The 21,895-nt window shown below is 72.1% G+C and carries 26 protein-coding genes; 11 read left to right on the top strand and 15 right to left on the bottom strand.

The genetic code is table 11. From position 1 onward, the window contains the following. Window positions 1-280: 280 nt before the first annotated feature. The 5 genes from HS045_RS13790 to HS045_RS13810 all read left to right on the top strand — a co-directional run bounded on the left by HS045_RS13790 (window position 281) and on the right by HS045_RS13810 (window position 6,214). Window positions 281-1,780: a sugar ABC transporter ATP-binding protein gene (locus tag HS045_RS13790; protein ID WP_196452779.1), complete on the top strand. Its 1,500-nt coding sequence runs from the start codon at window positions 281-283 to the stop codon at window positions 1,778-1,780. Next, window positions 1,777-2,880: an ABC transporter permease gene (locus HS045_RS13795; protein ID WP_307827513.1), complete on the top strand. Its 1,104-nt coding sequence runs from the start codon at window positions 1,777-1,779 to the stop codon at window positions 2,878-2,880. Before HS045_RS13790 ends, HS045_RS13795 begins: the two co-directional genes overlap by 4 nt. Before the next feature lie 88 nt (window positions 2,881-2,968). Then, a complete protein-coding gene (locus HS045_RS13800) occupies window positions 2,969-4,033 on the top strand; it encodes a substrate-binding domain-containing protein (protein ID WP_196451739.1) in 1,065 nt (354 codons plus the stop codon). After that, complete coding sequence (locus HS045_RS13805; protein WP_307827514.1) at window positions 4,030-5,205, top strand: Gfo/Idh/MocA family oxidoreductase; 1,176 nt, start codon at window positions 4,030-4,032, stop codon at window positions 5,203-5,205. The genes HS045_RS13800 and HS045_RS13805 overlap by 4 nt, the downstream gene beginning before the upstream one ends. Window position 5,206: 1 nt before the next feature. Continuing rightward, on the top strand, window positions 5,207-6,214 hold the full coding sequence (locus HS045_RS13810) for a sugar phosphate isomerase/epimerase (protein WP_196451741.1): 1,008 nt from the start codon (window positions 5,207-5,209) through the stop codon (window positions 6,212-6,214). A 72-nt stretch (window positions 6,215-6,286) separates the two neighbouring features. Here HS045_RS13810 and HS045_RS13815 read toward each other — a convergent pair whose 3' ends face one another. Beyond that, window positions 6,287-6,688: a VOC family protein gene (locus HS045_RS13815; RefSeq protein WP_230884028.1), complete on the bottom strand. Its 402-nt coding sequence runs from the start codon at window positions 6,686-6,688 to the stop codon at window positions 6,287-6,289. A gap of 120 nt (window positions 6,689-6,808) precedes the next feature. On the opposite strand from HS045_RS13815, the gene HS045_RS13820 reads away from it, so the two are divergent. Continuing rightward, window positions 6,809-6,964 carry a hypothetical protein gene (locus HS045_RS13820; RefSeq protein WP_196451743.1) on the top strand — a complete coding sequence of 52 codons (156 nt, stop codon included), beginning with the start codon at window positions 6,809-6,811 and terminating at the stop codon, window positions 6,962-6,964. A gap of 88 nt (window positions 6,965-7,052) precedes the next feature. Here HS045_RS13820 and HS045_RS13825 read toward each other — a convergent pair whose 3' ends face one another. From HS045_RS13825 to HS045_RS13850, 6 genes are all read right to left on the bottom strand, one after another. Further along, on the bottom strand, window positions 7,053-8,570 hold the full coding sequence (locus tag HS045_RS13825) for a MarR family transcriptional regulator (protein ID WP_196451745.1): 1,518 nt from the start codon (window positions 8,568-8,570) through the stop codon (window positions 7,053-7,055). A gap of 227 nt (window positions 8,571-8,797) precedes the next feature. Further along, window positions 8,798-9,079 carry a type II toxin-antitoxin system RelE/ParE family toxin gene (locus tag HS045_RS36135; protein WP_196451747.1) on the bottom strand — a complete coding sequence of 94 codons (282 nt, stop codon included), beginning with the start codon at window positions 9,077-9,079 and terminating at the stop codon, window positions 8,798-8,800. Continuing rightward, complete coding sequence (locus tag HS045_RS13835) at window positions 9,076-9,363, bottom strand: type II toxin-antitoxin system Phd/YefM family antitoxin (protein ID WP_196451749.1); 288 nt, start codon at window positions 9,361-9,363, stop codon at window positions 9,076-9,078. The genes HS045_RS36135 and HS045_RS13835 overlap by 4 nt, the downstream gene beginning before the upstream one ends. Before the next feature lie 145 nt (window positions 9,364-9,508). Next, window positions 9,509-9,730: a hypothetical protein gene (locus HS045_RS13840; protein ID WP_196451750.1), complete on the bottom strand. Its 222-nt coding sequence runs from the start codon at window positions 9,728-9,730 to the stop codon at window positions 9,509-9,511. A gap of 111 nt (window positions 9,731-9,841) precedes the next feature. Further along, complete coding sequence (locus tag HS045_RS13845; protein WP_196451752.1) at window positions 9,842-10,297, bottom strand: hypothetical protein; 456 nt, start codon at window positions 10,295-10,297, stop codon at window positions 9,842-9,844. A gap of 11 nt (window positions 10,298-10,308) precedes the next feature. Beyond that, window positions 10,309-11,085, bottom strand: coding sequence for a DUF6745 domain-containing protein (locus tag HS045_RS13850; protein WP_196451754.1), 777 nt, complete (start codon window positions 11,083-11,085; stop codon window positions 10,309-10,311). Between the two features lie 239 nt (window positions 11,086-11,324). On the opposite strand from HS045_RS13850, the gene HS045_RS13855 reads away from it, so the two are divergent. Then, window positions 11,325-11,549, top strand: coding sequence for a hypothetical protein (locus HS045_RS13855; RefSeq protein ID WP_230884029.1), 225 nt, complete (start codon window positions 11,325-11,327; stop codon window positions 11,547-11,549). Further along, a complete protein-coding gene (locus HS045_RS13860) occupies window positions 11,546-11,959 on the top strand; it encodes a type II toxin-antitoxin system VapC family toxin (RefSeq protein ID WP_196451755.1) in 414 nt (137 codons plus the stop codon). The genes HS045_RS13855 and HS045_RS13860 overlap by 4 nt, the downstream gene beginning before the upstream one ends. 134 nt (window positions 11,960-12,093) lie before the next feature. On the opposite strand, the gene HS045_RS13865 is transcribed toward HS045_RS13860, so the two are convergent. From HS045_RS13865 to HS045_RS13875, 3 genes are read right to left on the bottom strand one after another with little or no spacing between them, the layout of a single operon-like run. Next, window positions 12,094-13,179 carry an alcohol dehydrogenase catalytic domain-containing protein gene (locus HS045_RS13865; protein WP_196451757.1) on the bottom strand — a complete coding sequence of 362 codons (1,086 nt, stop codon included), beginning with the start codon at window positions 13,177-13,179 and terminating at the stop codon, window positions 12,094-12,096. A gap of 22 nt (window positions 13,180-13,201) precedes the next feature. Continuing rightward, window positions 13,202-13,411, bottom strand: a complete 210-nt coding sequence (locus HS045_RS13870; protein WP_068897707.1) for a ferredoxin — start codon at window positions 13,409-13,411, stop codon at window positions 13,202-13,204. A 14-nt stretch (window positions 13,412-13,425) separates the two neighbouring features. Continuing rightward, window positions 13,426-13,899, bottom strand: a complete 474-nt coding sequence (locus HS045_RS13875) for a pyridoxamine 5'-phosphate oxidase family protein (protein WP_196451759.1) — start codon at window positions 13,897-13,899, stop codon at window positions 13,426-13,428. A gap of 140 nt (window positions 13,900-14,039) precedes the next feature. Between HS045_RS13875 and HS045_RS13880 the strand changes: the two genes are divergently transcribed. Next, complete coding sequence (locus HS045_RS13880) at window positions 14,040-14,672, top strand: class I SAM-dependent methyltransferase (RefSeq protein ID WP_196452784.1); 633 nt, start codon at window positions 14,040-14,042, stop codon at window positions 14,670-14,672. Between the two features lie 86 nt (window positions 14,673-14,758). Here HS045_RS13880 and HS045_RS13885 read toward each other — a convergent pair whose 3' ends face one another. The 3 genes from HS045_RS13885 to HS045_RS13895 are packed head-to-tail and all read right to left on the bottom strand — an operon-like array spanning window position 14,759 to window position 17,810. Further along, window positions 14,759-15,799, bottom strand: coding sequence for a prenyltransferase (locus tag HS045_RS13885; protein WP_196451761.1), 1,041 nt, complete (start codon window positions 15,797-15,799; stop codon window positions 14,759-14,761). Window positions 15,800-15,802: 3 nt separating this feature from the next. Then, window positions 15,803-16,516: a class I SAM-dependent methyltransferase gene (locus HS045_RS13890; protein WP_068897703.1), complete on the bottom strand. Its 714-nt coding sequence runs from the start codon at window positions 16,514-16,516 to the stop codon at window positions 15,803-15,805. 40 nt (window positions 16,517-16,556) lie between these two features. Further along, the gene (locus HS045_RS13895) at window positions 16,557-17,810 is read right to left on the bottom strand and encodes a glycosyltransferase family 4 protein (RefSeq protein ID WP_196451763.1); all 1,254 of its coding nucleotides are present in this window, start codon (window positions 17,808-17,810) and stop codon (window positions 16,557-16,559) included. A gap of 306 nt (window positions 17,811-18,116) precedes the next feature. On the opposite strand from HS045_RS13895, the gene HS045_RS13900 reads away from it, so the two are divergent. Continuing rightward, window positions 18,117-19,145 carry a GDP-mannose 4,6-dehydratase gene (locus tag HS045_RS13900; RefSeq protein ID WP_196451765.1) on the top strand — a complete coding sequence of 343 codons (1,029 nt, stop codon included), beginning with the start codon at window positions 18,117-18,119 and terminating at the stop codon, window positions 19,143-19,145. A gap of 78 nt (window positions 19,146-19,223) precedes the next feature. Here HS045_RS13900 and HS045_RS13905 read toward each other — a convergent pair whose 3' ends face one another. Next, window positions 19,224-19,526: a helix-turn-helix transcriptional regulator gene (locus tag HS045_RS13905; RefSeq protein WP_307827515.1), complete on the bottom strand. Its 303-nt coding sequence runs from the start codon at window positions 19,524-19,526 to the stop codon at window positions 19,224-19,226. A gap of 86 nt (window positions 19,527-19,612) precedes the next feature. Between HS045_RS13905 and HS045_RS13910 the strand changes: the two genes are divergently transcribed. After that, a complete protein-coding gene (locus tag HS045_RS13910) occupies window positions 19,613-20,602 on the top strand; it encodes a polyprenyl synthetase family protein (protein ID WP_196451769.1) in 990 nt (329 codons plus the stop codon). On the opposite strand, the gene HS045_RS13915 is transcribed toward HS045_RS13910, so the two are convergent. Further along, window positions 20,595-21,791 (bottom strand): cytochrome P450, encoded by a 1,197-nt coding sequence (locus tag HS045_RS13915; RefSeq protein ID WP_196451771.1) that lies wholly within the window; start codon window positions 21,789-21,791, stop codon window positions 20,595-20,597. The genes HS045_RS13910 and HS045_RS13915 overlap by 8 nt on opposite strands. Between the last annotated feature and the right edge of the window lie 104 nt (window positions 21,792-21,895).

Raw genomic sequence — 21,895 nt, forward strand, 5'->3', positions numbered from 1 at the left:
GGGCCGGAGGCCGCGCCGGACAGGCCGGACAGGCCGGGTGACCGTGCCGGACGGGCCGGACGCGCCAGGGGCTGCGTCGAAGGGGCGGGTGCGGGATCGCCCTCGGGCGTCGTCGTCTCCGACTTTTGCTGAAATCAGCGAAAGTCTGACGACAACCGATAGAAGGGTCTTCCCAAGCGGGCGGAACAGAGTTAGCTTCTGCATCACCGACTCCGAATCCCGGAGGTCGGGAGCCGCCGAGACGGGAGAGCCCGTGTCCGGAGACACCCCTCTGCTGCTGATGCGGGGGATCGTCAAGCAGTTCCCCGGCGTCCGCGCCCTCGACGGGGTCGACCTGGAGGTGCGGCGCGGCGAGGTGCACTGCCTGCTGGGCCAGAACGGCGCCGGCAAGTCCACCCTCATCAAGATCCTCTCGGGGGCGCACCAGCCCGACGAGGGCGTCATCGCGCTGGCCGGGGAGGAGACGCGCCTGGCGACGCCGACCGCCGCGATCAGGGCCGGCATCTCCACGATCTACCAGGAGCTCGATCTGGTCGACGGCCTCAGCGTGGCCGAGAACGTCTTCCTCGGCCACGAGCGCACCCGGTTCGGCTTCGTCCGCTCCCGCGAGGCCGACCGCGCCGCGCACGCGCTCCTCACCCGGCTCGGGCATCCCGAGATCCGCCCGTCCACCGAGGTGGGCCGCCTCTCGCCGGCCGCCCAGCAGGTCGTCAGCATGGCCCGCGCCCTCTCCCGCGACACCCGGCTGATCATCATGGACGAGCCGTCGGCGGCGCTGGCCCACGACGAGGTCGCCAACCTCTTCCGGATCGTCCGGGAGCTGACCGGCCAGGGCGTCGCCGTCGTCTACATCTCCCACCGGCTGGAGGAGATCCGGGAGATCGGCGACCGGGTGACGGTCCTGAAGGACGGCCGGACGGCGGCGGTCGGCCTGCCCGCCCGGACCACCCCCACCGCGCAGATCGTCTCCCTGATGACCGGCCGCGCGGTCGAGTACGTCTTCCCGCCGCGCCGCCCGCGCACCGGGGCGGCCCTTTCCGGACCCGCCGCGCCCGAGGTGCTGAGGGTGGAGGGGCTCACCGCGCCGGGGGCGTTCGCCGACGTCTCCTTCACCGTCCGGGCCGGGGAGATCGTGGGCCTGGCCGGGCTCGTCGGCTCGGGCCGCTCGGAGATCGTCGAGGCGGTCTACGGCGCGCGCCGCGCCTCGGGCTCCGTCGTGCTGGACGGACGCCGCCTGGGACGCGGCGGCACGACGACCGCGGTCCGGCTCGGCATGGGCCTGGCCCCGGAGGAGCGCAAGGCCCAGGCGCTGCTGCTGGACCAGAGCGTCGCCCGCAACATCACGCTGGCCGGTCTCGGCCGGTACTCCCGGTTCGGCTGGCTCGACCGCCGCCGCGAGGGCGCGAAGGCGCGGGAGCTGATCGCGACCCTCGGCATCCGGCCCGCCGACCCGGACCGGCCGGTGCGGACGCTGTCGGGCGGCAACCAGCAGAAGGCGGTGCTCGCCCGGTGGCTGGTCGGCGACCGCCGGCTGCTCCTGCTGGACGAGCCGACCCGCGGCGTGGACGTCGGCGCCCGCGCCGAGCTGTACGCCGTCATCCGCGAACTGGCCGACACCGGGATCGGCGTGCTGCTGGTCTCCAGCGAGGTGCCCGAGGTCCTCGGCCTGGCCGACCGGGTGCTGGTGGTCCGGGAGGGCCGGATCATCCACGAGTCCGACGCCCGCGACCTGGACGAGCACCGGGTCCTCGACATGATCATGGAAGGGAGCACGCTGTGACCGACACCCGCGGGCCGCAGGCCGGCGAGGACGCGGAGGGCGGCGCGGGAGGCCGGGACGCGGAGGGCGGCGCGGACGCGGTCGGCGCGGCAGGCGGGGAAGGAACCGTGGCCGGGACGCCCGCACGGCGGCGGGGCGCCCCGCGGGGCGGGCCGCTGGCGCGGCTGGGCGAGGCCCGGCACCTCGGCCTGGTGGCGGCGCTGGTGCTGCTGGCGCTGGTCGGCCTGGTGACCCGGCCGGAGAACTTCGCCACCGCCTCCAACCTGGTCAGCATCCTGTCCCTGGCCGCCACCATCGGTGTGATCACCGTCGGCATGACGTTCGTGATCATCGGCGGCGGCATCGACCTGTCCGTGGGCGCGATCATGGCGCTCGCCTCGGTCTGGGCGACCACGCTGGCCACCCAGTCCTACGGGCCGTTCGTGATGGTCGTCTGCGCGGTCCTGGTCGGCACCGGCGCGGGCCTGGTCAACGGGCTGCTCATCGCCTACGGACGGCTGGTGCCGTTCATCGCCACGCTCGCCATGCTGGTGGCGGCCCGGGGCCTGGCCCAGCGCATGTCGGACCGGCGGACCCAGCTGGTCCAGCAGGGCAACGAGGCCATCGTGGAGCTGTCCACCACCCGGGTGCTCGGCCTGCCGCTGCTGGTCTACGTCTTCGCGCTGGTCGTCGCCGCGGGCTGGGTGCTGCTCAACCGCACCACCTTCGGCCGCCGCACCTACGCGGTCGGCGGCAACCCCGAGGCCGCCCGGCTGGCCGGCATCGACGTGCGCAGGCACACCGTGCTGCTGTACGCGCTGTCCGGGCTGTGCTGCGGCATCGCCGCGGTGCTCATCATGGCCAGGACCACCACCGGCTCCTCCACCCACGGCGACCTGTACGAGCTGGACGCGATCGCCGCCGTCATCATCGGCGGCACGCTCCTGACCGGGGGCCGCGGCTCCATCATCGGCTCCATCCTCGGACTGCTGATCTTCACGCTGATCACGAACCTCTTCATCCTCAACGGCCTCAACACCAGCGACCAGCTGATCGCCAAGGGGCTGATCATCGTCGTGGCCGTGCTGCTCCAGCGGCGCGGCCTGCGCTCGCCCACCTGAAAGAGACCGGCGCCCCCGCGGACCGGTCAGGGACCCGCGGGGGCGCCTTCGCCCGCACCCCCCGCACGGCAGCAGAAGGAGCACGATCATGTCCAACCCACTCGCCCGCCGGGGATTCCTCGTCGGCGGGGCGGTCATCGGGGCGGGAGCCCTGGTGAGCGCCTGCACGAGCAACGAGCCCGCCGCCCCGCCGAGCGCCGCTGCGGCGCCGTCGGCCGCCCCCGCCGCCGGGGGCGGCAACGACACGCCCGGCGAGAAGGTCGTCATCGGCTTCTCCGCCCCGGCCGCCGACCACGGCTGGATCGCCGCGATCGCCAAGAACGCCGAGGCCGCGGCCAAGCAGTACACCGACGTGGAGTTCAAGCCGGTCGAGCCGACCAACGACATCAACGCGCAGATCTCCGCCGTCGAGTCGCTCATCGCGGCCAAGGTCTCGGCGCTGGTGATCCTGCCCAACGACGGCCGGCAGCTCAACCAGATCGCCCGCCGGGCGAGCGACGCGGGCATCCCGGTGGTCAACCTGGACCGCGTCTTCCCCGACAAGCTCTCCTACCGGACCTGGATCGGCGGCGACAACTACGGCATGGGCGTGGCCGCCGGGCACTACGTCGGCAAGCGGCTCAAGGACAAGGGCGTCGCGGACCCGGTGATCCTGGAGATCCAGGGCATCGCGACGCTCCCGCTCACCCAGGACCGGAGCAAGGGCTTCGCCGACGCGCTCACGACGTACGGCTTCCGCGTGACGGCCCAGCAGGACGCCCAGTTCACCGTGGAGTCCGGCACCGAGGTCGCCGGGAACCTGCTCCAGGCGCACAAGAAGATCGACGCCCTCTGGAACCACGACGACGACCAGGGCATCGGCGTGCTGGCGGCGATCAAGGAGGCCGGCCGCAGCGAGTTCTTCATGGTCGGCGGGGCGGGCTCGGCCAACGCGATGCGCGAGATCCAGGCCGGCACCGGCGTGCTGGAGGCCACCGTCACCTACAGCCCGACGATGGCCTCCTCGGCGGTCAGGCTGGCCCGGCTCATCGCCCAGGGCAAGGGGATGAGCGACCTGGTGGAGAACCAGGTGCCGCAGTCCATCACGCTGGCCTCGGAGACCGTCACCAAGGAGAACGTCGCCGACTACCTGCCGCTGGGCTTCGAATCGTGACGCCGGTCCTCGGGGTGGGCATGGTCGGGCACGCGTTCATGGGGCGGGTGCACTCCCAGGCCTGGCGGAGCGTCTCCGCCTTCTTCGACCTGCCCGCCGTCCCGTCCATGGCGGTGCTCGGCGGGCGCTCGCCGGAGCGTACGGCCGAGGCCGCGCGGCGGCTCGGCTGGGCGGCGGCCGAGACGGACTGGAAGCGGCTCGTCCAGCGCGACGACGTGCAGATCGTGGACGTCTGCACGCCCGGCGACTCGCACGCCGAGATCGCGATCGCGGCACTGGCCGCGGGCAAGCACGTCATCTGCGAGAAACCGCTGGCCAACACGGTCGCCGAGGCCGAGGCGATGGCGCAGGCGGCCCGCGAGGCGGCGGCCCGGGGCGTGCGCGCGATGGTCGCCTTCAACTACCGCCGGGTCCCGGCGGTGGCGCTGGCCCGCCGGCTGGTGGCCGAGGGCCGGCTGGGGGAGCTGCGCCACGTCCGGGCGCAGTACCTGCAGGACTGGATCACGGACCCGGAGTTCCCGCTGGTCTGGCGGCTGCGCCGGGACCGCGCGGGCTCCGGCGCGCTCGGCGACATCGGGGCGCACATCGTGGACACCGCCCAGTTCGTCACCGGCCGGAACCTGACGGGCGTCTCGGCGCTCACCGAGACGTTCGTCCGGGAACGCCCGCTGGCGGAGTCCTCGCAAGGACTCGCGGGGCTCGCGGGCGCGGGCCGTACCGGGGAGAAGGGCGCGGTCGACGTCGACGACGCCGCATTGTTCATCGGGCGGCTGGAAGGCGGGGCGCTGGCCTCGTTCGAGGCCACCCGGTTCGCCGCGGGGCGCAAGAACGCGCTGCGGATCGAGGTCAACGGCTCGAAGGGGAGCCTGGCCTTCGACTTCGAGGCGATGAACGAGCTGTGGTTCCACGACCACACGCTCGACGAGGCCGAGGCGGGCTTCCGGCGGATCCTGGTCACCGAGTCCGGTCATCCGTACGCGGGGGCCTGGTGGCCGCCGGGGCACGGGCTCGGCTACGAGCACACCTTCACCCACGAGGTGAAGGACTTCCTGGAGGCGGTCGCCGCCGGCACGGACCCGTCACCGTCCTTCGAGGACGGGCTGCGGGTGCAGCGGGTGCTGGCGGCGGTCGAGGCGAGCGCGGCGGACGAGAGCCGCTGGACGGTGGTGTGAGATGAGCAGGCCGATCACGTTGTTCACCGGCCAGTGGGCCGACCTGCCCTTCGAGGAGGTCTGCCGGCTGGCCGCCGGATGGGGCTACGACGGGCTGGAGATCGCCTGCTGGGGCGACCACTTCGAGGTCGACAAGGCCCTCGCGGACGACTCCTACACCGAGCGGAAGCTGGAGACGCTCGCCGAGCACGGCCTGAAGGTGTGGGCGGTCTCCAACCACCTCGTCGGCCAGGCGGTCTGCGACCACCCGATCGACGAGCGGCACCGGGCCATCCTGCCCGCGCGGATCTGGGGCTCCGGCGACCCGGAGGAGGTGCGGCGGGCGGCGGCCGAGGAGATGAAGGACACCGCGCGGGCCGCGGCGAAGCTGGGCGTGGACACGGTCGTGGGCTTCACCGGCTCGTCGATCTGGCACACGGTCGCGATGTTCCCGCCGGTGCCGGCGTCGATGGTGGAGGCGGGCTACGCCGACTTCGCCGCCCGGTGGAACCCGATCCTGGACGTGTTCGACGAGGTCGGGGTCCGCTTCGCGCACGAGGTGCACCCGAGCGAGATCGCCTACGACTACCACACGACGGTGCGGACCCTGGAGGCGATCGGCCGCCGGGAGGCGTTCGGGCTGAACTGGGACCCGTCCCACATGGTCTGGCAGGACCTGGACCCGGTCGGCTTCATCCTGGACTTCGCCGACCGGATCTACCACGTGGACTGCAAGGACGCCAAGGTCAGGTGCGGCGACGGGCGGCGCGGGCGGCTCGCCTCCCACCTGCCCTGGGCGGACCTGCGGCGCGGCTGGGACTTCGTCTCCACCGGGCGCGGCGACGTGCCCTGGGAGGACTGCTTCCGGGCGCTGAACTCCATCGGGTACGGCGGGCCGATCTCGATCGAGTGGGAGGACGCCGGGATGGACCGCCTGGACGGCGCCCCCGAGGCGCTGGACTTCGTCCGGCGGCTCAACGCCATCACGCCCCCGGCGGCCTCGTTCGACGCGGCCTTCAGCGGGGAGTGAGCGGAGCCGGACGCCGTCCGGGGGCGCTCACCCGCCGGAACCGGCGGCGCGGCATCGGGGCGGGCCCCGCCGTCAGTCGCGCCGGGCCGCACTGCTCCGAATCAGGCAGAACGGGTGCCCGGCCGGGTCGAGCATGACGACCAGGTCGGGATCGTCCGGGTCCTGATGCCGGGCCGGGCGGGCTCCCAGCGGCAGCAGCCGCTGGGCGGCGGCATGGGGATCCTCGACGACGTACTCGAAGTGCGAGTGCAGCGGCACTTCGGGCGAAGGCCACGTCGGGGGCCGGTGGTCCGGAACGGCCCGGAATATGATCAGTCGGCCCTCGGCGTCCACGCGTGCCTCGTCAGCGCTCTGTCGTGTCACCTCTCCACCGAGCAGGACCGCGTAGAAATCCGCCATGACGCCCGGATCGGGACAGTCGACCGTCAGGGCCGTCCACTCGACCAGTCCCGGCCGCCGTCGATCGTCGATCATGCGGCCATCCTCGCACAGAGGCCTCGGGCGTCTCCCAGGCGAAGCGCGGTTGTGAGTGTCACTCTGCGAACCAAGGATTGCGCTTATTTCAGATATCTCTTGCTGCCGCTGCAGTCGCGTGTGCTGGAACTGCGCAATGACCTCACCGCCTACGACGGCATGTACGTCGCACTCGCGGAACTGCTGGGAGTGCCGCTGCTCACGGACGACGCCGAGTTCGCCGGTTCGACGGGGCATCGGGCGGAGATCCACCGCTACCCGCCGCCGTTGACGTAGGTGTCGGCCCGCAGCGGCGGCGGGCGGCACGGCCATGACCGCGCCGGCTGTGGATGAACGCCTCCGGCCGCCTCCTGCGGCGTCTCGTTCAGGCTCCCAGGCCGAGCGGCGGGCCGTCCCCGTAGAGAGCGGCCAGGTCGACCAGGAGCACGTCCGGACGCCGGGCGGCGACGGTGACGAGGTCCGGGTGGAAGCCGTTCATCGAGAACAGCGCGAGGACCGCCCGGTCTGTGTGATGTCCCTGTCCGGACAGCACGGTGCGCAGGTGCTCCAGGCGGGCGAGGTCGGCGCCGCCGCGGCGGTCGAGCGTCGCCTTGGCCTCGCCGATGACGGCGATCCGGGCTCGTGGACGCTGTGTGGACTGGCCGAGTGCGAGGGCGAGCACGTCGATCTCGTGTTTGGCGCGTCCGGCCTGGTCGGTGAGCTCGCAGGTGCCCACGGCGCCGGGCAGTCCGTCGGGCAGGATCTCGTGGGCGTGCCGACGGGTCCATTCGCGGGCGAGCGCCTCGAAGTGCGGGCCCAGGATCTTGGAGTTGAAGGCGGGGGCCGAGGCCCGCCACGCTTCGGCGGAGAATCCCTGGTCGATGACCGACGCCTGCGGCAGGGTGATGAGCTGGTTGAAGCGGATCACGGGGTCGGTCAGGGTGATGATCGGGCTGCGGGCCCTGAGCAGGTCCTGTTCCCTCGTCACGTAGCCCGTCGATTCCAGGACCTCGAGGGGATAGGTGACCGCGCCGCGCTCCCGGCCGAGCGCGGCACCGATCCTGCTCGGGGTGCAGGCTCCGTGTGCGATCGCGGAGAGCAGATCGTAGTAGAGGGTGTGCTGGGTGATGCGCGGGTCCTCGCGCAGGAGATACTCCGCCTCGGTTCTGGAGAACACGGCGCGGCCGGGGTCGAGCACCGTCCGGGTCACCCAGGTGTCGAAATCGGCGGCCTGGACGGGAGCCGGACGCCCGGCCAGCGGCAGGTAACCGGGAGCCCCGCCCAGTACGGCATGTACCCGGAGCGCGGCCTCCGGCGACTCGATGCCCCAGTGCGTCCGGGCGGTGCGGTGGTCGAAGGCCTGGAGCCTGAGGTCGATCACCGCTCTGCCGCGGAGCGGCTTGGTGCCGGAGAGCAGTTCGTGCATGATGCTCATCGCCGATCCGCACAGGATGAGGCGGACCGGCGGGTGCTCGCCGAACTGGGTCTCGTCGTAGAGCGCCTGGAGGATGCCGGGCACCTCGGGTGAGTGCTGCATCAGGTAGGGCAGCTCGTCGATGATCAGCAGGGGATGTCCGGCGGGCCGTGCCCTGGTGACCACCTGGAGGGCGTTACGCAGCAGTGCCCACCAGTCGTCGAAGCGGAGGCTCCCCGCCTGAAGTCCCGCATACGCGGCGATCTCGTCGGAGAGCCGGCGCAGCGCGGGGGCGCGGCCTTCCTCACGCACCGCCGTCAGGTAGAGGCCGTCCGCGGCCTCGGCCAGAGCGTGCAGCAGGAAGGACTTCCCGTGGCGGCGGCGCCCCGAGACGACGGCGATGCGCAGGGCGGGTGCCGGGTCGGCGAGGAAGTCGCAGAGCAGGTCCCACTCGCGGTCGCGGGCCAACAGCCGCTCCGGCTTGTCCATCCAGATTCACCTCCGCACCGGCATATCGAATTCAACGGATTATGTAGAACTCCATTTATACATGGTCGAGATCCGTATCGCGCGTTCCGGTGGACCGCTGCCGCGGGGCGGGAGGTCACGGCGGAGAGGCGTGACGATTCCGGTCGTGGAGTCATGATCCGACCAGGCGGCGGGCGGGGGCGGTCGCCGGGCCGGAGTCGTCTCGCATGGGGAGACGTCGTGGACCATCAGGGGCGGTAGGCGTCCCGGCGATGTTTGATCGTCTGGATCGACACGGTGTGCTTGTCCTCGTCGATGCGGTAGACGACTCGGTAGGTCCCCCGCCGGGCGACGTGCAGGCCGTCGTACGGCTCCTGGAGAGGTTTGCCGACACGCCACGGCTCCCGGGCGATCGCACCGGTGATGAGTTCCCACGCCGCGGCGGCCACGCTCTCCGGGAGACCGGTGGCGAGGGCTCGGTGAGCCGGAGGAGCGAGGAGGACCGTGTACCGGTCGTCCTGCTCGCTCACGCGCTCGCCCTGCCGAGGCGGGCGGCCATGACGGCGGCCATCTCCTCTTCTGTGGTCACGTCGCCGCTCGCCTCGGCGGACGCGGCCTCGACCAGGTCGGCGCGTGTCTCCGGGTCGGCGAGGATCTCCAGGGTCTCCTGGAGGGACTCCCACTCGGCCACGGACACGATGACGGCATGAGGCCTTCCGTTGCGGGTGAGCGTGAAGTGGTCGTGCTCACGAGCGGCTCGATCGGCCAGCTCGGTCAGGCGATCCTTCGCTTCGCTGATCGGAATGATTTCCATGGACCTATCGTAGCTCTATGGCTTGAATACCAGCCAAGACCCCGGCCAAGACTCCGGCCAAGGATCATCGGCGACATCATCCGGCCTACAGGCCGTCCCGCGGCGTCCACAGGCAGCGCACCCCTCCGGGTGGGCCAGGGGGTCCTCAGAGGGTCTGGAGTCGGCCGTGCCGGGAGGCGCTCGTCCACGCGCCCAGGCCGAGCGGTGGGCCGTCCCCGTAGACGGGAGCCGGGCGCCCGGCCAGCGGCAGGTAACCGGGAGCCCCACCCAGTACGGCATGCACCCGGAGCGCGGCCTCCGGCGACTCCATGCCCCAGTGCGTCCGGGCGGTGCGGTGGTCGAAGGCCTGGAGCCTGAGGTCGATCACCGCTCTGCCGCGGAGCGGCTTGGTGCCGGAGAGCAGACGGAAGCCATGATTCGATCGGGTGGCGGGTGAGGCGGCCTCCGGGCCGGAATCCGGAGGCCGCGGCGGTCTTCTTCAGTCGGCGACCAGGCGCTGACCGCCGCCGGGGAACCGGGCGTGGTGGCCGAGTTCGCGCTGCCGTCGTACGACATAGGTCCCCGGGGTGAAGCCGGTCGCGCCGTGCTCGGGATGGAGCAGGTAGGCGGGGGCGGTGTTGCGGAAGACGCCGAGGGCCAGTCCGAGGCTGTCGCGGACCTCGGCGGTCCACTCGCAGGCCCCGGGATCGGCGACGAGGGCGTGCGGGTTGCCGCCCGCCGCGCCGCGCAGCAGTTCCAGGCCGGTGGCGGGCACCTCGTGCCAGCGGGCCCACCCGTGCACGGTGACGGCGACGGCGACCGTCGGTGCCGGGACGACGAGGAGGTCGCCCTGGGCCTGGAGCCCGTCGAGGACGGGGACGGCGGCCTGCCGCTCCAGGTGGTCCAGGACCGCGAGGCCGGTGCGGTGGGACAGTGCGGCGAGACTGACGGTCATCGGATCACCTCTCATGTGCGCCGGACGAGCCGGGAGTAGTGGTCGGCGGACAGGCCGTAGGTCCATGCGGCCGCGGCGACGGGGTCGTCCAGGAAGCGGGGCACGCCGAGCCCGTAGCGCCGCCGCCGGCCGTCGCGCTCCACGGAGCCGTTGACGGTGAGCAGGACCCGGGCCGGGCGGCCCCAGACCGCGTCGGGCAGGTCGTACAGCCGCAGGTCGGAGCCGGGGTTCCCGGGATCGGGCGCGGTCGCGACCAGCCGCAGCCCGGCCTGCTCGATGTAGGTCTCCCAGCCGATCCGTTCGATCGCGCAGCGGCGCACCTCGACGTTCGGCTCCCGCGCGATGCGGTCGGGAGTCGGATCGGTGATGACCCACCGCGGCACGCGGGTGCCCTCCCAGGCGTGCACGGCCCAGCCGTCGGCGTACGCGACGGCGGGTCCCTCGGCGTCGTGCAGCCGGCCGTCCCGGGTGCGTATCGCGACCGGCCGCTCGGAGACGACGCACGATCCGTCCAGCGGCCACCACCAGCCGCACGAGCGGGCGAGCACGGCCCAGAGGTCGAACACCCGGTCCAGGCACCGGTAGGTCCGGCCGCCGACCCGCCTCCAGGCGTCGTAGTGGGCCACCCAGTACGCGTCGTGCTGCCCGTACCAGGTGAGCCGGCCGGTCGGCGGGAGGGCGAGCCGTACCGGGGTGCAGATCCGGTCCCTGACGAAGTCGCGGAGCGGATCGCGGCCTCGGCGGCCGCCCTGTCGGCGGGCAGCGTCGAGAGCGCCCAGCCCAGCCATTCGTCGTGGATGTCGGCGGCCTCCGGCCGCCTACGGACGCTCACCGGTTACGGGCGGCGCCGCCCCTTTCGTTGATCATGCCGTAAGGGTGGCATCCTTTCGCCCTCTCCACAAGGGCGGTGTGGCACGGCGTCCGGCCCTCGGGCGCCGATATTCTCCGCGGCCGCCCGGCGGTGCCGGCTTCCACAGGGTGACGAGGGCGTCTTCGGTGCATGCAATATGCATGCTAATTTGTATGCATGGGAACCATGCAGATTCGAGATGTCCCCGACGAGACCGAGCGGACGCTGAAGGCGCGAGCCGAGCGTGAGGGCAAGTCGTTGACGGCCTACCTGCGCGATCTCCTCAACGAGGAGGCGGCCACCCCGACGCTCGACGAGGTCATGGCCAGGGTCGCAGCCGACGAGCCGGTGCCGTACGATCCGGACTTCGTCCGCGAGACGCTGCGCGAGGGTCGCCGGTGAGCCTGGTCGTCGACGCCTCGATCGTCTTCCGCCTGCTGGCCAACGTGAAAGGCGACGATCTGCTCCGTCAGCGGCTGGCCCGCAGGCTGCACGCCCCGGCACTGATCGACGTCGAGATCGCCTCGGTGGTGCGCGGGCATGTGATCACGAGTAAGCCGGAGGTGCGCATCTCCGAGGAGCGGGCCGGCGTCATGCTGGAGCGGTACGCCCAGTTGAAGATCGTCCGCCATCCGATGCTGCCGCTGCAGTCGCGTGTGCTGGAACTGCGCAATGACCTCACCGCCTACGACGGCATGTACGTCGCGCTCGCGGAACTGCTGGGGGTGCCGCTGCTCACGGACGACGCCGAGTTCGCCGGTTCGACGGGGCACCGGGCGGAGATCCACCGCTACCCGCCGCCGTTGGCGTAGACCGTCGTCCCGCGACAGCCTCAGACGGCTCCACCGCGCCCGTGCCGTCTGCGGGTGAACGCCTCCCCGGCGCGGCGGGTCCCTGCGGACCAGGGCCGGCCGTGCCGGGGAGGCGCTCACCCGCGTTCGCGCTGTCAGTCCAGGACGACGACCTGGCGCAGGACCTCGCCGCCGCGCAGGGCCGCGACGGCGTCGTTGAGGTCGGCGAGCCTGATCCGGGAGCTGATCATGCTCTCCAGGTCGAGCTTGCCGGCCTTGTACAGCTCGGCGAAGAACGGGAAGTCCCGGCGCACGTCCGCCCCGCCGTACATCGAGCTGAGGATGTTCTTGCCCTCGAACAGCAGGCTGAAGGCGCTCAGCGGGACGATGTCGTCCATCGCGCCAGCGCCGACGACGATCATGTCGCCGCCGCGGCGGGTCGCCTGCCAGGCGGTCATGATCGCGGCGGACTTGCCGACGGCCTCGAATCCGTAGTCGAAGCCCTTGCCCCCGGTCAGCGTGCCGATCGCGTCCATCAGCTCATCGGGCGTGACCGCGTGGGTGGCGCCGACCTTCTCGGCCAGCGCGTGCTTGGACTCCAGCGGGTCGATCGCCAGGATCGTGGTCGCGCCGGAGATCCGGGCGCCCTGGATGATCGACAGGCCGATCCCGCCGCAGCCGACCACGGCCACGGTCGAGCCCGCGCGGACCCTGGCCGTGTTGAGCGCCGCGCCGACGCCGGTGGTGACGCCGCAGCCGATCAGCGCCGCCACCTCGAAGGGCACCTCCGGGTCGACCTTGACCGCGCCCTGCCAGGGCACGACGATCTCCTCGCACCAGGTGCCGCAGCCGGCCATGCCGAACGCCGGGGTGTCGCCGCCGTAGCGGAACCGGGCGTTGACGAAGCTGTCCATGACGTAGGTCATGCACAGGAACGGCTGGTTCACCAGGCAGTTGGGGCAGGTGCCGCAGGCCGGGGTCCAGTTGACGATGACGTGGTCGCCGGGCTGGACCGTGGTCACGTGGTCGCCGACCTCGACGACCTCGCCCGCGCCCTCGTGGCCGGGGATGACCGGGAGCGGCATCGGCAGCACGCCGCTCAGCACCGACAGGTCGGAGTGGCAGACGCCGGTGGCCCTGACCTTGATCCGGACGTCCGCCGGACCGATCGGGGCCAGGGTGAAGTCGTCGCGGATGTCGAGCTTGTCGTCGCCGACGGCGTGGAGCAGCGCACCGCGCATGGGGGTCCTCCTGGGTCCGGGGTTATGCCTTCTCCTCGGGGGTCTCCTCGAGGGAGAGGGCGGCTTTGGGGCAGGACCGCACGGCGTGCCGGACGCGGTCCATCATCTCCGGCGGCGGCTCAGGCAGCAGCACGTGCAGCTGGTCGTCGTCGTCGACGTCGAAGACCTCCGGGGCGAGTCCCATGCAGACGGCGTTGGCCTCGCAGACCAGATAGTCGACCTTGATCTTCATGAGCGTGAACCTCCTCAACCGGACTGGATCGGCGTGCCGAGCTTACGGTGGTCCCAGGAGACCACCCGGGTGGGCTCGACGACGAACGCGACCCTTTTCCGGCCGGTGTGGGCGACGTACTCGGAGACGAGCTCCTCGGAGTCCGGCATCCCCGCCATCCGCCGGGTCACGCCCATGCCGACGCGCAGCACGCCCTCCGGGTCGTCGATCACGCGCGCGACGCCGTACACCAGGACGCCGCGCAGCGCGGCGTAGTCGTCCCCGGCCTCGATGAGGCAGCTCACCCGGGCGTCCCGCTCGATGTTGCGGGTCTTCTGGGCCTTGCCGTAGGTCCAGAAAGCGATCTTCCCCTCGTCCAGCCCGTAGAACATGGTGACCAGGTGGGGCGTGCCGTCGGGGTTGATCGTGCCGAGCTGGAGTTTCCGCGACTCCGCGATGAAGGCGGTGACCTCGTCGTCGGACATCGCTATGCGCGCGCGCTGATTCACGGTGCAAAGTAGAACATGTTCCATAAGGCCCGGCAAGGGCCGTTCCGAATGTTGTTCGGTGTGGGTAGGCTGCTCCGATGAGCAACGCCACCGGGCCTTCCGGCCTGCCCGCGGACGCGCCCCCCGGCCCGCCGCCGAGCATGCCCGCGGACCTGCTGCAGGCCGCCCAGCGCGCCAAGGGGTTCATGCCCCGGGCCGAGGGGATCGCCCTGTTCGAGACCGCCGCCGCGTACGGCGCGCGCGGGCCGATCTGCGAGATCGGCACCTACTGCGGCAAGTCCGCCGTCTACCTCGGCGCGGGCGCCCGTCTGTCCGGCTCCGTCGTGCTGACCGTGGACCACCACCGGGGCTCGGAGGAGATCCAGCCGGGCTGGGCCCACCACGACCCCACGCTGGTCGACCCCCGCTTCGGCAAGATGGACTCCCTGCCGACCTTCCGCTGCACGATCGCCGCGGCCGGGCTGGAGGAGGAGGTCATCGCGATCGTCGGCCGGTCGGAGAAGGTCGCCGGGTTCTGGAACACCCCGCTGGGGATGCTGTTCATCGACGGCGGCCACTCCGAGGAGCCGGTGACCAAGGACTACGAGGGCTGGGCCCCGCACGTGGTGCAGGGCGGCGCGCTGGTCTTCCACGACATCTACCCCGACCCGGCCGACGGCGGGCAGGCGCCGTACCGCGTCCACCAGCGGGCGCTGGCCTCCGGGGCGTTCACGGAGGTCCGGCGGGAGGGCTCGCTGCGGGTGCTGGAGCGGATCGGCCCCGGCATCGGCTGACCGGGCCGCCCCGGGCCGCGGCACTCGCCGCCCCGGCCCCGGCCGCCCCGGCGCTCGTCGGCCCCGGCCGCCCCGGCCCCGGCCGGTCAGCCGAGGGAGGGGGCGTGGCTGCAGCCGCAGGCCGCGGTGGGGCGGTCCGTGGCGCAGGCGCCCGCGTCGCGGAAGAGGCCCGCCGCGGGGGTGAGGCCGTACAGCGCGTCGGCGGCGAGCACGACGGCGGCCGCGGTGTAGGCCGAGCGCTCGTGCGGGAACCACTTCTCGTTCACGAACTGCCAGCCGGTCCAGTAGGACCCGTCCTCGTGCCGCAGGTGCTGCATGTCGGCGAAGAGCTTCTCGGCCCGCTCCCGGTCGCCCAGGGCGTCCAGCGCCAGCACCAGCTCGCACGTCTCCGCGCCGGTCACCCAGGGCTGGTCGGAGACGCAGCGGATGCCCAGGCCCGGCTCGACGAAGGTGTCCCACTCCTCGGCCAGCCGGGCGTGGGCCGCCGGGCCGCGCAGGGCGCCGCCGAGGATCGGGTAGTACCAGTCCATCGAGAAGCGGCTCTTGTCGGCGAACGCCTCGGGGTGGGCGGCCAAAACGTGGCCGAGCTGGTCGGCCGCCAGCTCCCAGTCGGGCTGCGGGTCGCCCAGGTGCTCGCCGAGCAGCACGCCGCAGCGCAGGCCCTGGTGGACGGAGGCGCAGCCGGTCAGCAGGGCGTAGGAGGCCGCCCGGCCGTCCGCGGCCCGCTCCCAGACGATCTCGCCCCGGGTGGTCTGCAGGCCGACGGTGAAGTCGAGGGCGGAGCGCACGACGGGCCACATCTCGCGGGCGAAGCCCTCGTCGCCGGTGACCAGCAGCTCGTGCCAGACGCCGACCGCGACGTAGGCCGCGTGGTTGGACTCCCCGCCGTGCTCGACGGCCCGGCCGCCGACCAGCTTCATCGGCCAGGACCCGTCGGCCCGCTGGGTGCGGACCAGCCAGTCGTATCCCCGGCGGACCGGCCCGGCCAGCCCGGCCACGCTCATCGCCATCAGGCACTCGACGTGGTTCCAGGCGTCGACGTGGCCCTCGGGCCAGGGGACGCCGCCGTCGGCCTCCTGCACGGCCGCGATGCTCCGCGCGGTCTGGACGACCCGTTCCCGGTCCATCGCTCAGGCGGGCTTCCGGACGTAGAGCACGACGCTCTTGCCGATGAGCGGGTTGAGCAGCGCCTCGGCGATGCGGGTGGCGGCCGGGCGCTTCATGATGTCCCAGACGAGGATCTCGTGGTACGCCTTGGCCAGCGGGTGGTCGTCGTTGTTCACGCCGACCGCGCACTTGATCCACCAGTACGGCGCGTGCAGGCCGTGGGCGTGGTGGTGCGGGCCGATGACGAACCCGGTGGCCTTGAGCTTGGCGCCGAGCTCGGCGAGCGTGTAGATCCGCACGTGCCCGCCGGGAGCGGTGTGGTAGTCCTCGTCCAGCGCCCAGCAGATCCGCTCGGGCAGGAAGCTGGGCACCGTGACCGCGGCCAGGCCGCCCGGCTTGAGCACCCGGAAGATCTCCCGCATCGCCGCCATGTCGTCGGGGATGTGCTCCAGGACCTCGGCGGCGATCACCCGGTCGAAGGAGGCGTCCTCGAACGGCATGTCCAGCGCGTCGCCGGTCACCGTCTCGGCGGTCGCCTCGTCGGGCACCTCGCCGGCCTGCTCCATCGCGGCGAACATGGTCGCCACGCCCTTCAGCTCCTCGGCGTCCATGTCGAACGCGACCACGTCGGCGCCCCGGCGCAGCACCTCGAAGGCGTGCCGCCCGCCGCCGCAGCCGAGATCGAGGACCCGGGTCCCGGGCCCGACGGGCAACCGGCCGAAGTCGACAGTCAGCACGTACCGCTCCTCGCAGAGATCCAGGTGGGAAAGGGGTCGATCACGTCGTACTGGTCGTGGGGTGGACCCGGATGGCCTCGCGGTAGGCCTCCACGGTCCGCTGCGCGACGACCTTCCAGGTGTAGCGCTCCATCGCGCGCTCGTAGCCGCGCCGGCCGACCTCGGCCCGCTCCTCGGGGGAGTCGTGCAGGCGGCGCAGCACGGCGGCCAGCTCCTCGGGGTCGCCGGGGGCGACCTGGACCGCGGCGTCGCCGACGACCTCCGGCAGCGCGCCGGTCCGCGAGGCGACGAGCGGGGTCCCGCAGGCCATGTGCTCGACGGCCGGGAGGGAGAAGCCCTCGTAGAGCGAGGGGACGACCGCGATCTCCGAGGTGGCGATCAGCTCGCCCAGCTCGGTGTCGGAGATGCCGTGCACGAACCGGACCCGGTCGGCCAGGGAGAGCTCGGCCACCAGCTTCTCGGTCGGGCCGCCCGGAGTCGGCCTGCTCACCACGGTCAGGTTCACGTCGCGCTCGGTGGCGAGCTTGGCCACCGCGCGCAGCAGCGTCGCCACGCCCTTCATCGGCGAGTCGGCGCTGGCCACCGCGACGATCGAGCCGGGGCGCTTGGGCAGCTCCGGGCGCGGGTGGAAGTAGCGGGTGTCCACGCCCAGCGGGATGAGCCGCATGTTGGCCTGCGGGACGTTGAAGTCGCGGTGGATGTCGGCCAGGGAGGACTCGCTGACGGTCAGGATCGGGTTCAGCCGCGGGGCGACCTTGGCCTGCATGCGCACGAAGCCGTACCAGCGCCGCATCGAGAACTGCTTGCGCAGCGGGGCGGCCTTGAGCTCGATCCGCCGGTCGACGCTGATCGGGTGGTGGATGGTGCCGACCACCGGGAAGAGCTTGGCGATGCCGAGCAGGCCGTAGCCGAGGGTCTGGTTGTCCTGGACCACGTCGAAGTCGCCGACGCGCTTGGCGAGCTCGCGGCGGGCGCGCAGGCTGAAGGTGAGCGGCTCGGGGAACCCGGCGGTCCACATGGTCGCGACCTCGAGCACGTCGATCCAGTCGCGGAACTCGCGCAGCCCGGGGGTGCGGAAGGGGTCCTCGTCGCGGTAGAGGTCCAGGCTGGGGACCTTGGTGAGGACGACGCCCTCGTCGAGCTCGGGGTACGGCTGGCCGGAGAGGACCTCCACGCGGTGGCCGAGGGCGACCAGTTCGCGGCTGAGGTGGCGCAGGTAGACCCCCTGGCCGCCGCAGGTCGGCTTGCTCCGGTAGGACAGCAGAGCGATCCGCAGCGAGTCCGCACCTGGCACGGCAACCCCTTCCTCACCCTGTCCGGGTGAGGACAGGTACCGTGAAAGATGACCTTAGTCCTCGGACCCTACCATTCGGTAGGTCTCACCCTTCTAATGTGGAATTGTGCTCAGTGTCACTTTCAGGGCATGCGAGCTGCGGCGTTGGTCCATCCGATCGTGATTCGGTGCAACGGGTTCTAGTGACACGATCCCCGGTATGGTGCCCATAGCAGGGCAGGGCGGTACATTCGCCAGTCAACGGCATACCGTCCGGGGAGGACCCGGTCCGGGAGCAGGCCCCGCCCGACGAGCAAGGAGGACGCGTTGGCCAGGCGCGCGCTGATCACCGGCATCACCGGGCAGGACGGTTCCTACCTGGCCGAATGCCTGCTGAGCGAGGGCTACGAGGTCTGGGGACTCGTCCGGGGGCAGGCCAACCCGCGCGTCTCCCGGGTGCGCCGGCTCCTGCAGGACGTCCAGCTGGTCCGCGGCGACCTGCTCGACCAGGGCTCGCTCATCTCCGCGGTGGAGAAGGTCCAGCCCGACGAGGTCTACAACCTGGGCGCCATCTCGTTCGTGCCGATGTCGTGGGAGCAGGCCGAGCTGACCGCCGAGGTCACCGGCATGGGCGTGCTGCGCATGCTGGAGGCCATCCGGGTCTGCTCGGGGATCTCCTCCGCGCGGACCGCCGGCGGCTCCGGCCAGATCCGGTTCTACCAGGCGTCGTCGTCGGAGATGTTCGGCCAGGTCCGGGAGACCCCGCAGGCGGAGACCACCCCGTTCCACCCCCGCTCGCCGTACGGCGTGGCCAAGGCCTACGGCCACTTCCTGACCCAGAACTACCGCGAGTCCTACGGGATGTTCGCGGTCAGCGGCATCCTGTTCAACCACGAGTCGCCGCGCCGCGGCGCCGAGTTCGTCACCCGCAAGGTCTCCCTCGGCGTGGCCCGCATCAAGCTGGGCCTGGCCTCGGAGCTGCGCCTGGGCAACCTGGAGGCCCGCCGCGACTGGGGCTACGCCGGCGACTACGTCCGGGCGATGCACCTGATGCTCCAGGCCGACACGCCCGAGGACTACGTCATCGGCACCGGCCGGACCCAGTCGGTGCGCGAGCTGGTGGAGGCGGCCTTCACCGCCGCCGGTCTCGACTGGGAGCGGTACGTGGTCGCCGACCGGTCCCTGCACCGCCCGGCCGAGGTCGACCTGCTCTGCGCCGACCCGAAGAAGGCCCGCGTCCAGCTCGGCTGGGAGCCCTCGGTCTCCTTCGAGGAACTGGTCGCCATGATGGTCGAGGCCGACGTCAAGCTCCTGTCCGAGGGCGGCGACCCCGACCAGGACTCCTCCTGGCCATGAGACCCGCCCGGCCGGTCCTGGAGCACGGAGGGACCGGGCCGCCCGCCAGGTGCGGGCCCGGCCGGTCCCTCTGCGCGGTCAACCGACTTTCAGCTGCTCGTCGCCGAAGTCGGCGATCAGTTTGAGGGTGCCGCCGAGGGCGGCGACATAGCGGTCCAGGACCTCGCGGGTCGACACGTCACCCTTCTCGATCTGGGACACCCGGGCCACGGAGATGCCCATGCGATCGGCGACCTGGGCCTGGGTGAGACCTCGGCGCTTGCGCATCTCGCTCAACCGCCACCCCTGAGCCTGTGTCTGTCCGGGGGTCGGGTGTGCCGGTTCCTCGGGGGGCGGGCCGAGCCCGCTGAAAGGCGTCTCAGCGGTCCTCAGCTCCCGCACAGCCAGGCTCAGCGTCCGCTCAGGAAGGGTGGGGCAGTGTGGAGGGCGATCCCCGGAAGAGGGGTCCCGTCACGGAGGAGTCCGTCATGCTCGTCCACGCCACGCGCCCCGCGGGTCCGGAAGAGGTCCTGTCCGGCCCGGCCGTCTCCGCCGGGTTGCGGCAGGTGGAGAGGCGCCTGCGGAGCCTGAGCGCCTCGTCCCGGCTGCCCTCCGTCAACCGGGCGGTCGCCCGGATCACCGGTGCGGGGGGCAAGCGGCTCCGTCCCGCGCTGACCCTGGCCGCGGCGCTCGCCCTGGGAGGGCGGATCGATCGGCGGACGGTGACCGCGGCGGCGTGCGTGGAGCTCGTCCACGCGGGCTCGCTGGTCCACGACGACCTGATGGACGGCGCGGCCGAGCGCCGCGGCGTGCGGACCCTCAACGCCGAGCTGGGCGGCGCCCGGGCGCTGTTGGTGGGCGACTTCATGCTGGCCAGGGCGGCGCTCACGGCGCTCTCCTCGGTCTCCAAGCCGGTGGCCGCGACGCTGGCCGCCACCGTCGTCGAACTGGCCGAGGGCCAGTTCCAGGAGACGGCCGAGCTCTTCGACGCGGACCGCACCCCGCAGAGCGCCCTGCGCTCCGTCCGCCGCAAGACCGCCTCCCTGTTCCGGGCGAGCTGCCTGGTCGCGCACCCGGACGGGCAGGCACTGGCGGAGTACGGCGAGCGGTTCGGCATGATGTTCCAGATCCTGGACGACCTGCTGGACCTGTGCTCCACGACCGAGCTGCTCGGCAAGCCGGCCGGCAACGACCTCCGGCAGGGGGTCTACACCTTCCCCCTGATCACGGCGGTGTCCCGGGACTGCGCGGACCTGCGCCCGTTCCTCGGCCGGCGGCTGACCGAGGACGAGGTCGCGACCGTGCTGGACCGGCTGAGAGGCGGCGGCATGGCGGAGGAGACGCTCGCGCACTGCCGGGGCCTGGCGGCGGACGCCGTCGCCGCGCTGCCCCCCATCGCCGACCCCGAGGCCGCCGCCGCCCTGTACGGCCTGCCGTCCGCCTACCTCGGCCGGGCGGAGTCCCTGCTGCTCAGGTGAGGTCGACCGGCAGTTCCTTGATGCCGTTGATGAAGTTGGAGCGCAGGCGCCGGGCCGGGCCGGTCTGGGAGATCTTCGGCAGCCGCTCGGCCAGCACCTCGAACAGGACCCGGAGCTCCAGCTTGGCGAGGTGGTTGCCGAGGCAGAAGTGGGCCCCGCCGCCGCCGAACCCGATGTGCGGGTTGGGGTCGCGGCCGATGTCGAAGACGCCGGGGGAGTCGAACACGGACTCGTCCCGGTTGGCCGAGCTGTAGAAGACCACGACCTTGTCGTTCTCGCGGATCTCCTGCCCTCCGATCACCGTGTCCGCGGTCGCCGTGCGGCGGAAGAGGTTGACCGGGGAGACCCAGCGGACGATCTCCTCGGCCGCGGTGGGGGCGAGCGCCGGTTCGGCCACCAGGCGGGACCACTGCTCGGGGTGCTCGAAGAGGGTGAGCATGCCGCCGGAGGCCGCGTTGCGGGTCGTCTCGTTGCCCGCGACCACCAGCAGGAGCACGAACAGGTCGAACTCGTTCTCGTCGAGCGCCTCGCCGTCCTCGGCGGGCTGCAGGAGCCTGGTGATGATGTCGTCGCGCGGCTCCGCCCGGCGCTGGGCGGCCAGGGTGTTGGCGTAGGCGTAGACCTCCGAGGCCGCGTCGCGCCCCTGCGACGGGTCGGCCGCGTAGTCCGGGTCCTCGGCGCCGATCATCTGGTTGGACCAGGTGAACAGCTTGTCGCGGTCCTCGACGGGCGCGCCTAGCAGCTCGCAGATGACGTAGAGCGGCAGCGGGGCGGCGATGTCCCGGACGAAGTCGGCCGAGCCGCGGCCCCTGGCCTCGTCGACCAGGTCGTGGCAGATGTCGCGGATGTGCTGCTCCAGCCGTCCGATGACCCGCGGGGTGAAGCCCCGGTTGACCAGGGAGCGCCGCCGGGTGTGCTCCGGCGGGTCCTGGTTGAGCATCATCATCCGCTGGAGCTCGCGCTCCTCCTCGGGCATCTCGTTGATCAGGGCGAGCTTGCGGTGGGAGGAGAACAGGTCGGAGTGGCGGGAGACGTGGACCACGTCGGCGTGCCGGGTCACCGCCCAGAACCCGGGGCCTTCGGGGTCGGGGTGCCAGTGGACCGGGTCGTTGGCGCGCAGCCAGGCGAACTGCTCGTGGGGAGGACCGTGCTCCGCGTAGACGTCCTGGTCGATGACGTTGATGTCCATTGCTCTCCCCTGCGGACCGTACGGGCGGCTTCCCCGGCTGTCCCGCGCGGCGCCGGGACGCGGCCCGGCCGCGCCCCGACCGGCGGCGCATCCGGTCGGTCACT

The sequence above is a fragment of the Planomonospora sp. ID82291 genome (assembly GCF_015711645.1).
Taxonomy (GTDB): Bacteria; Actinomycetota; Actinomycetes; order Streptosporangiales; family Streptosporangiaceae; genus Planomonospora.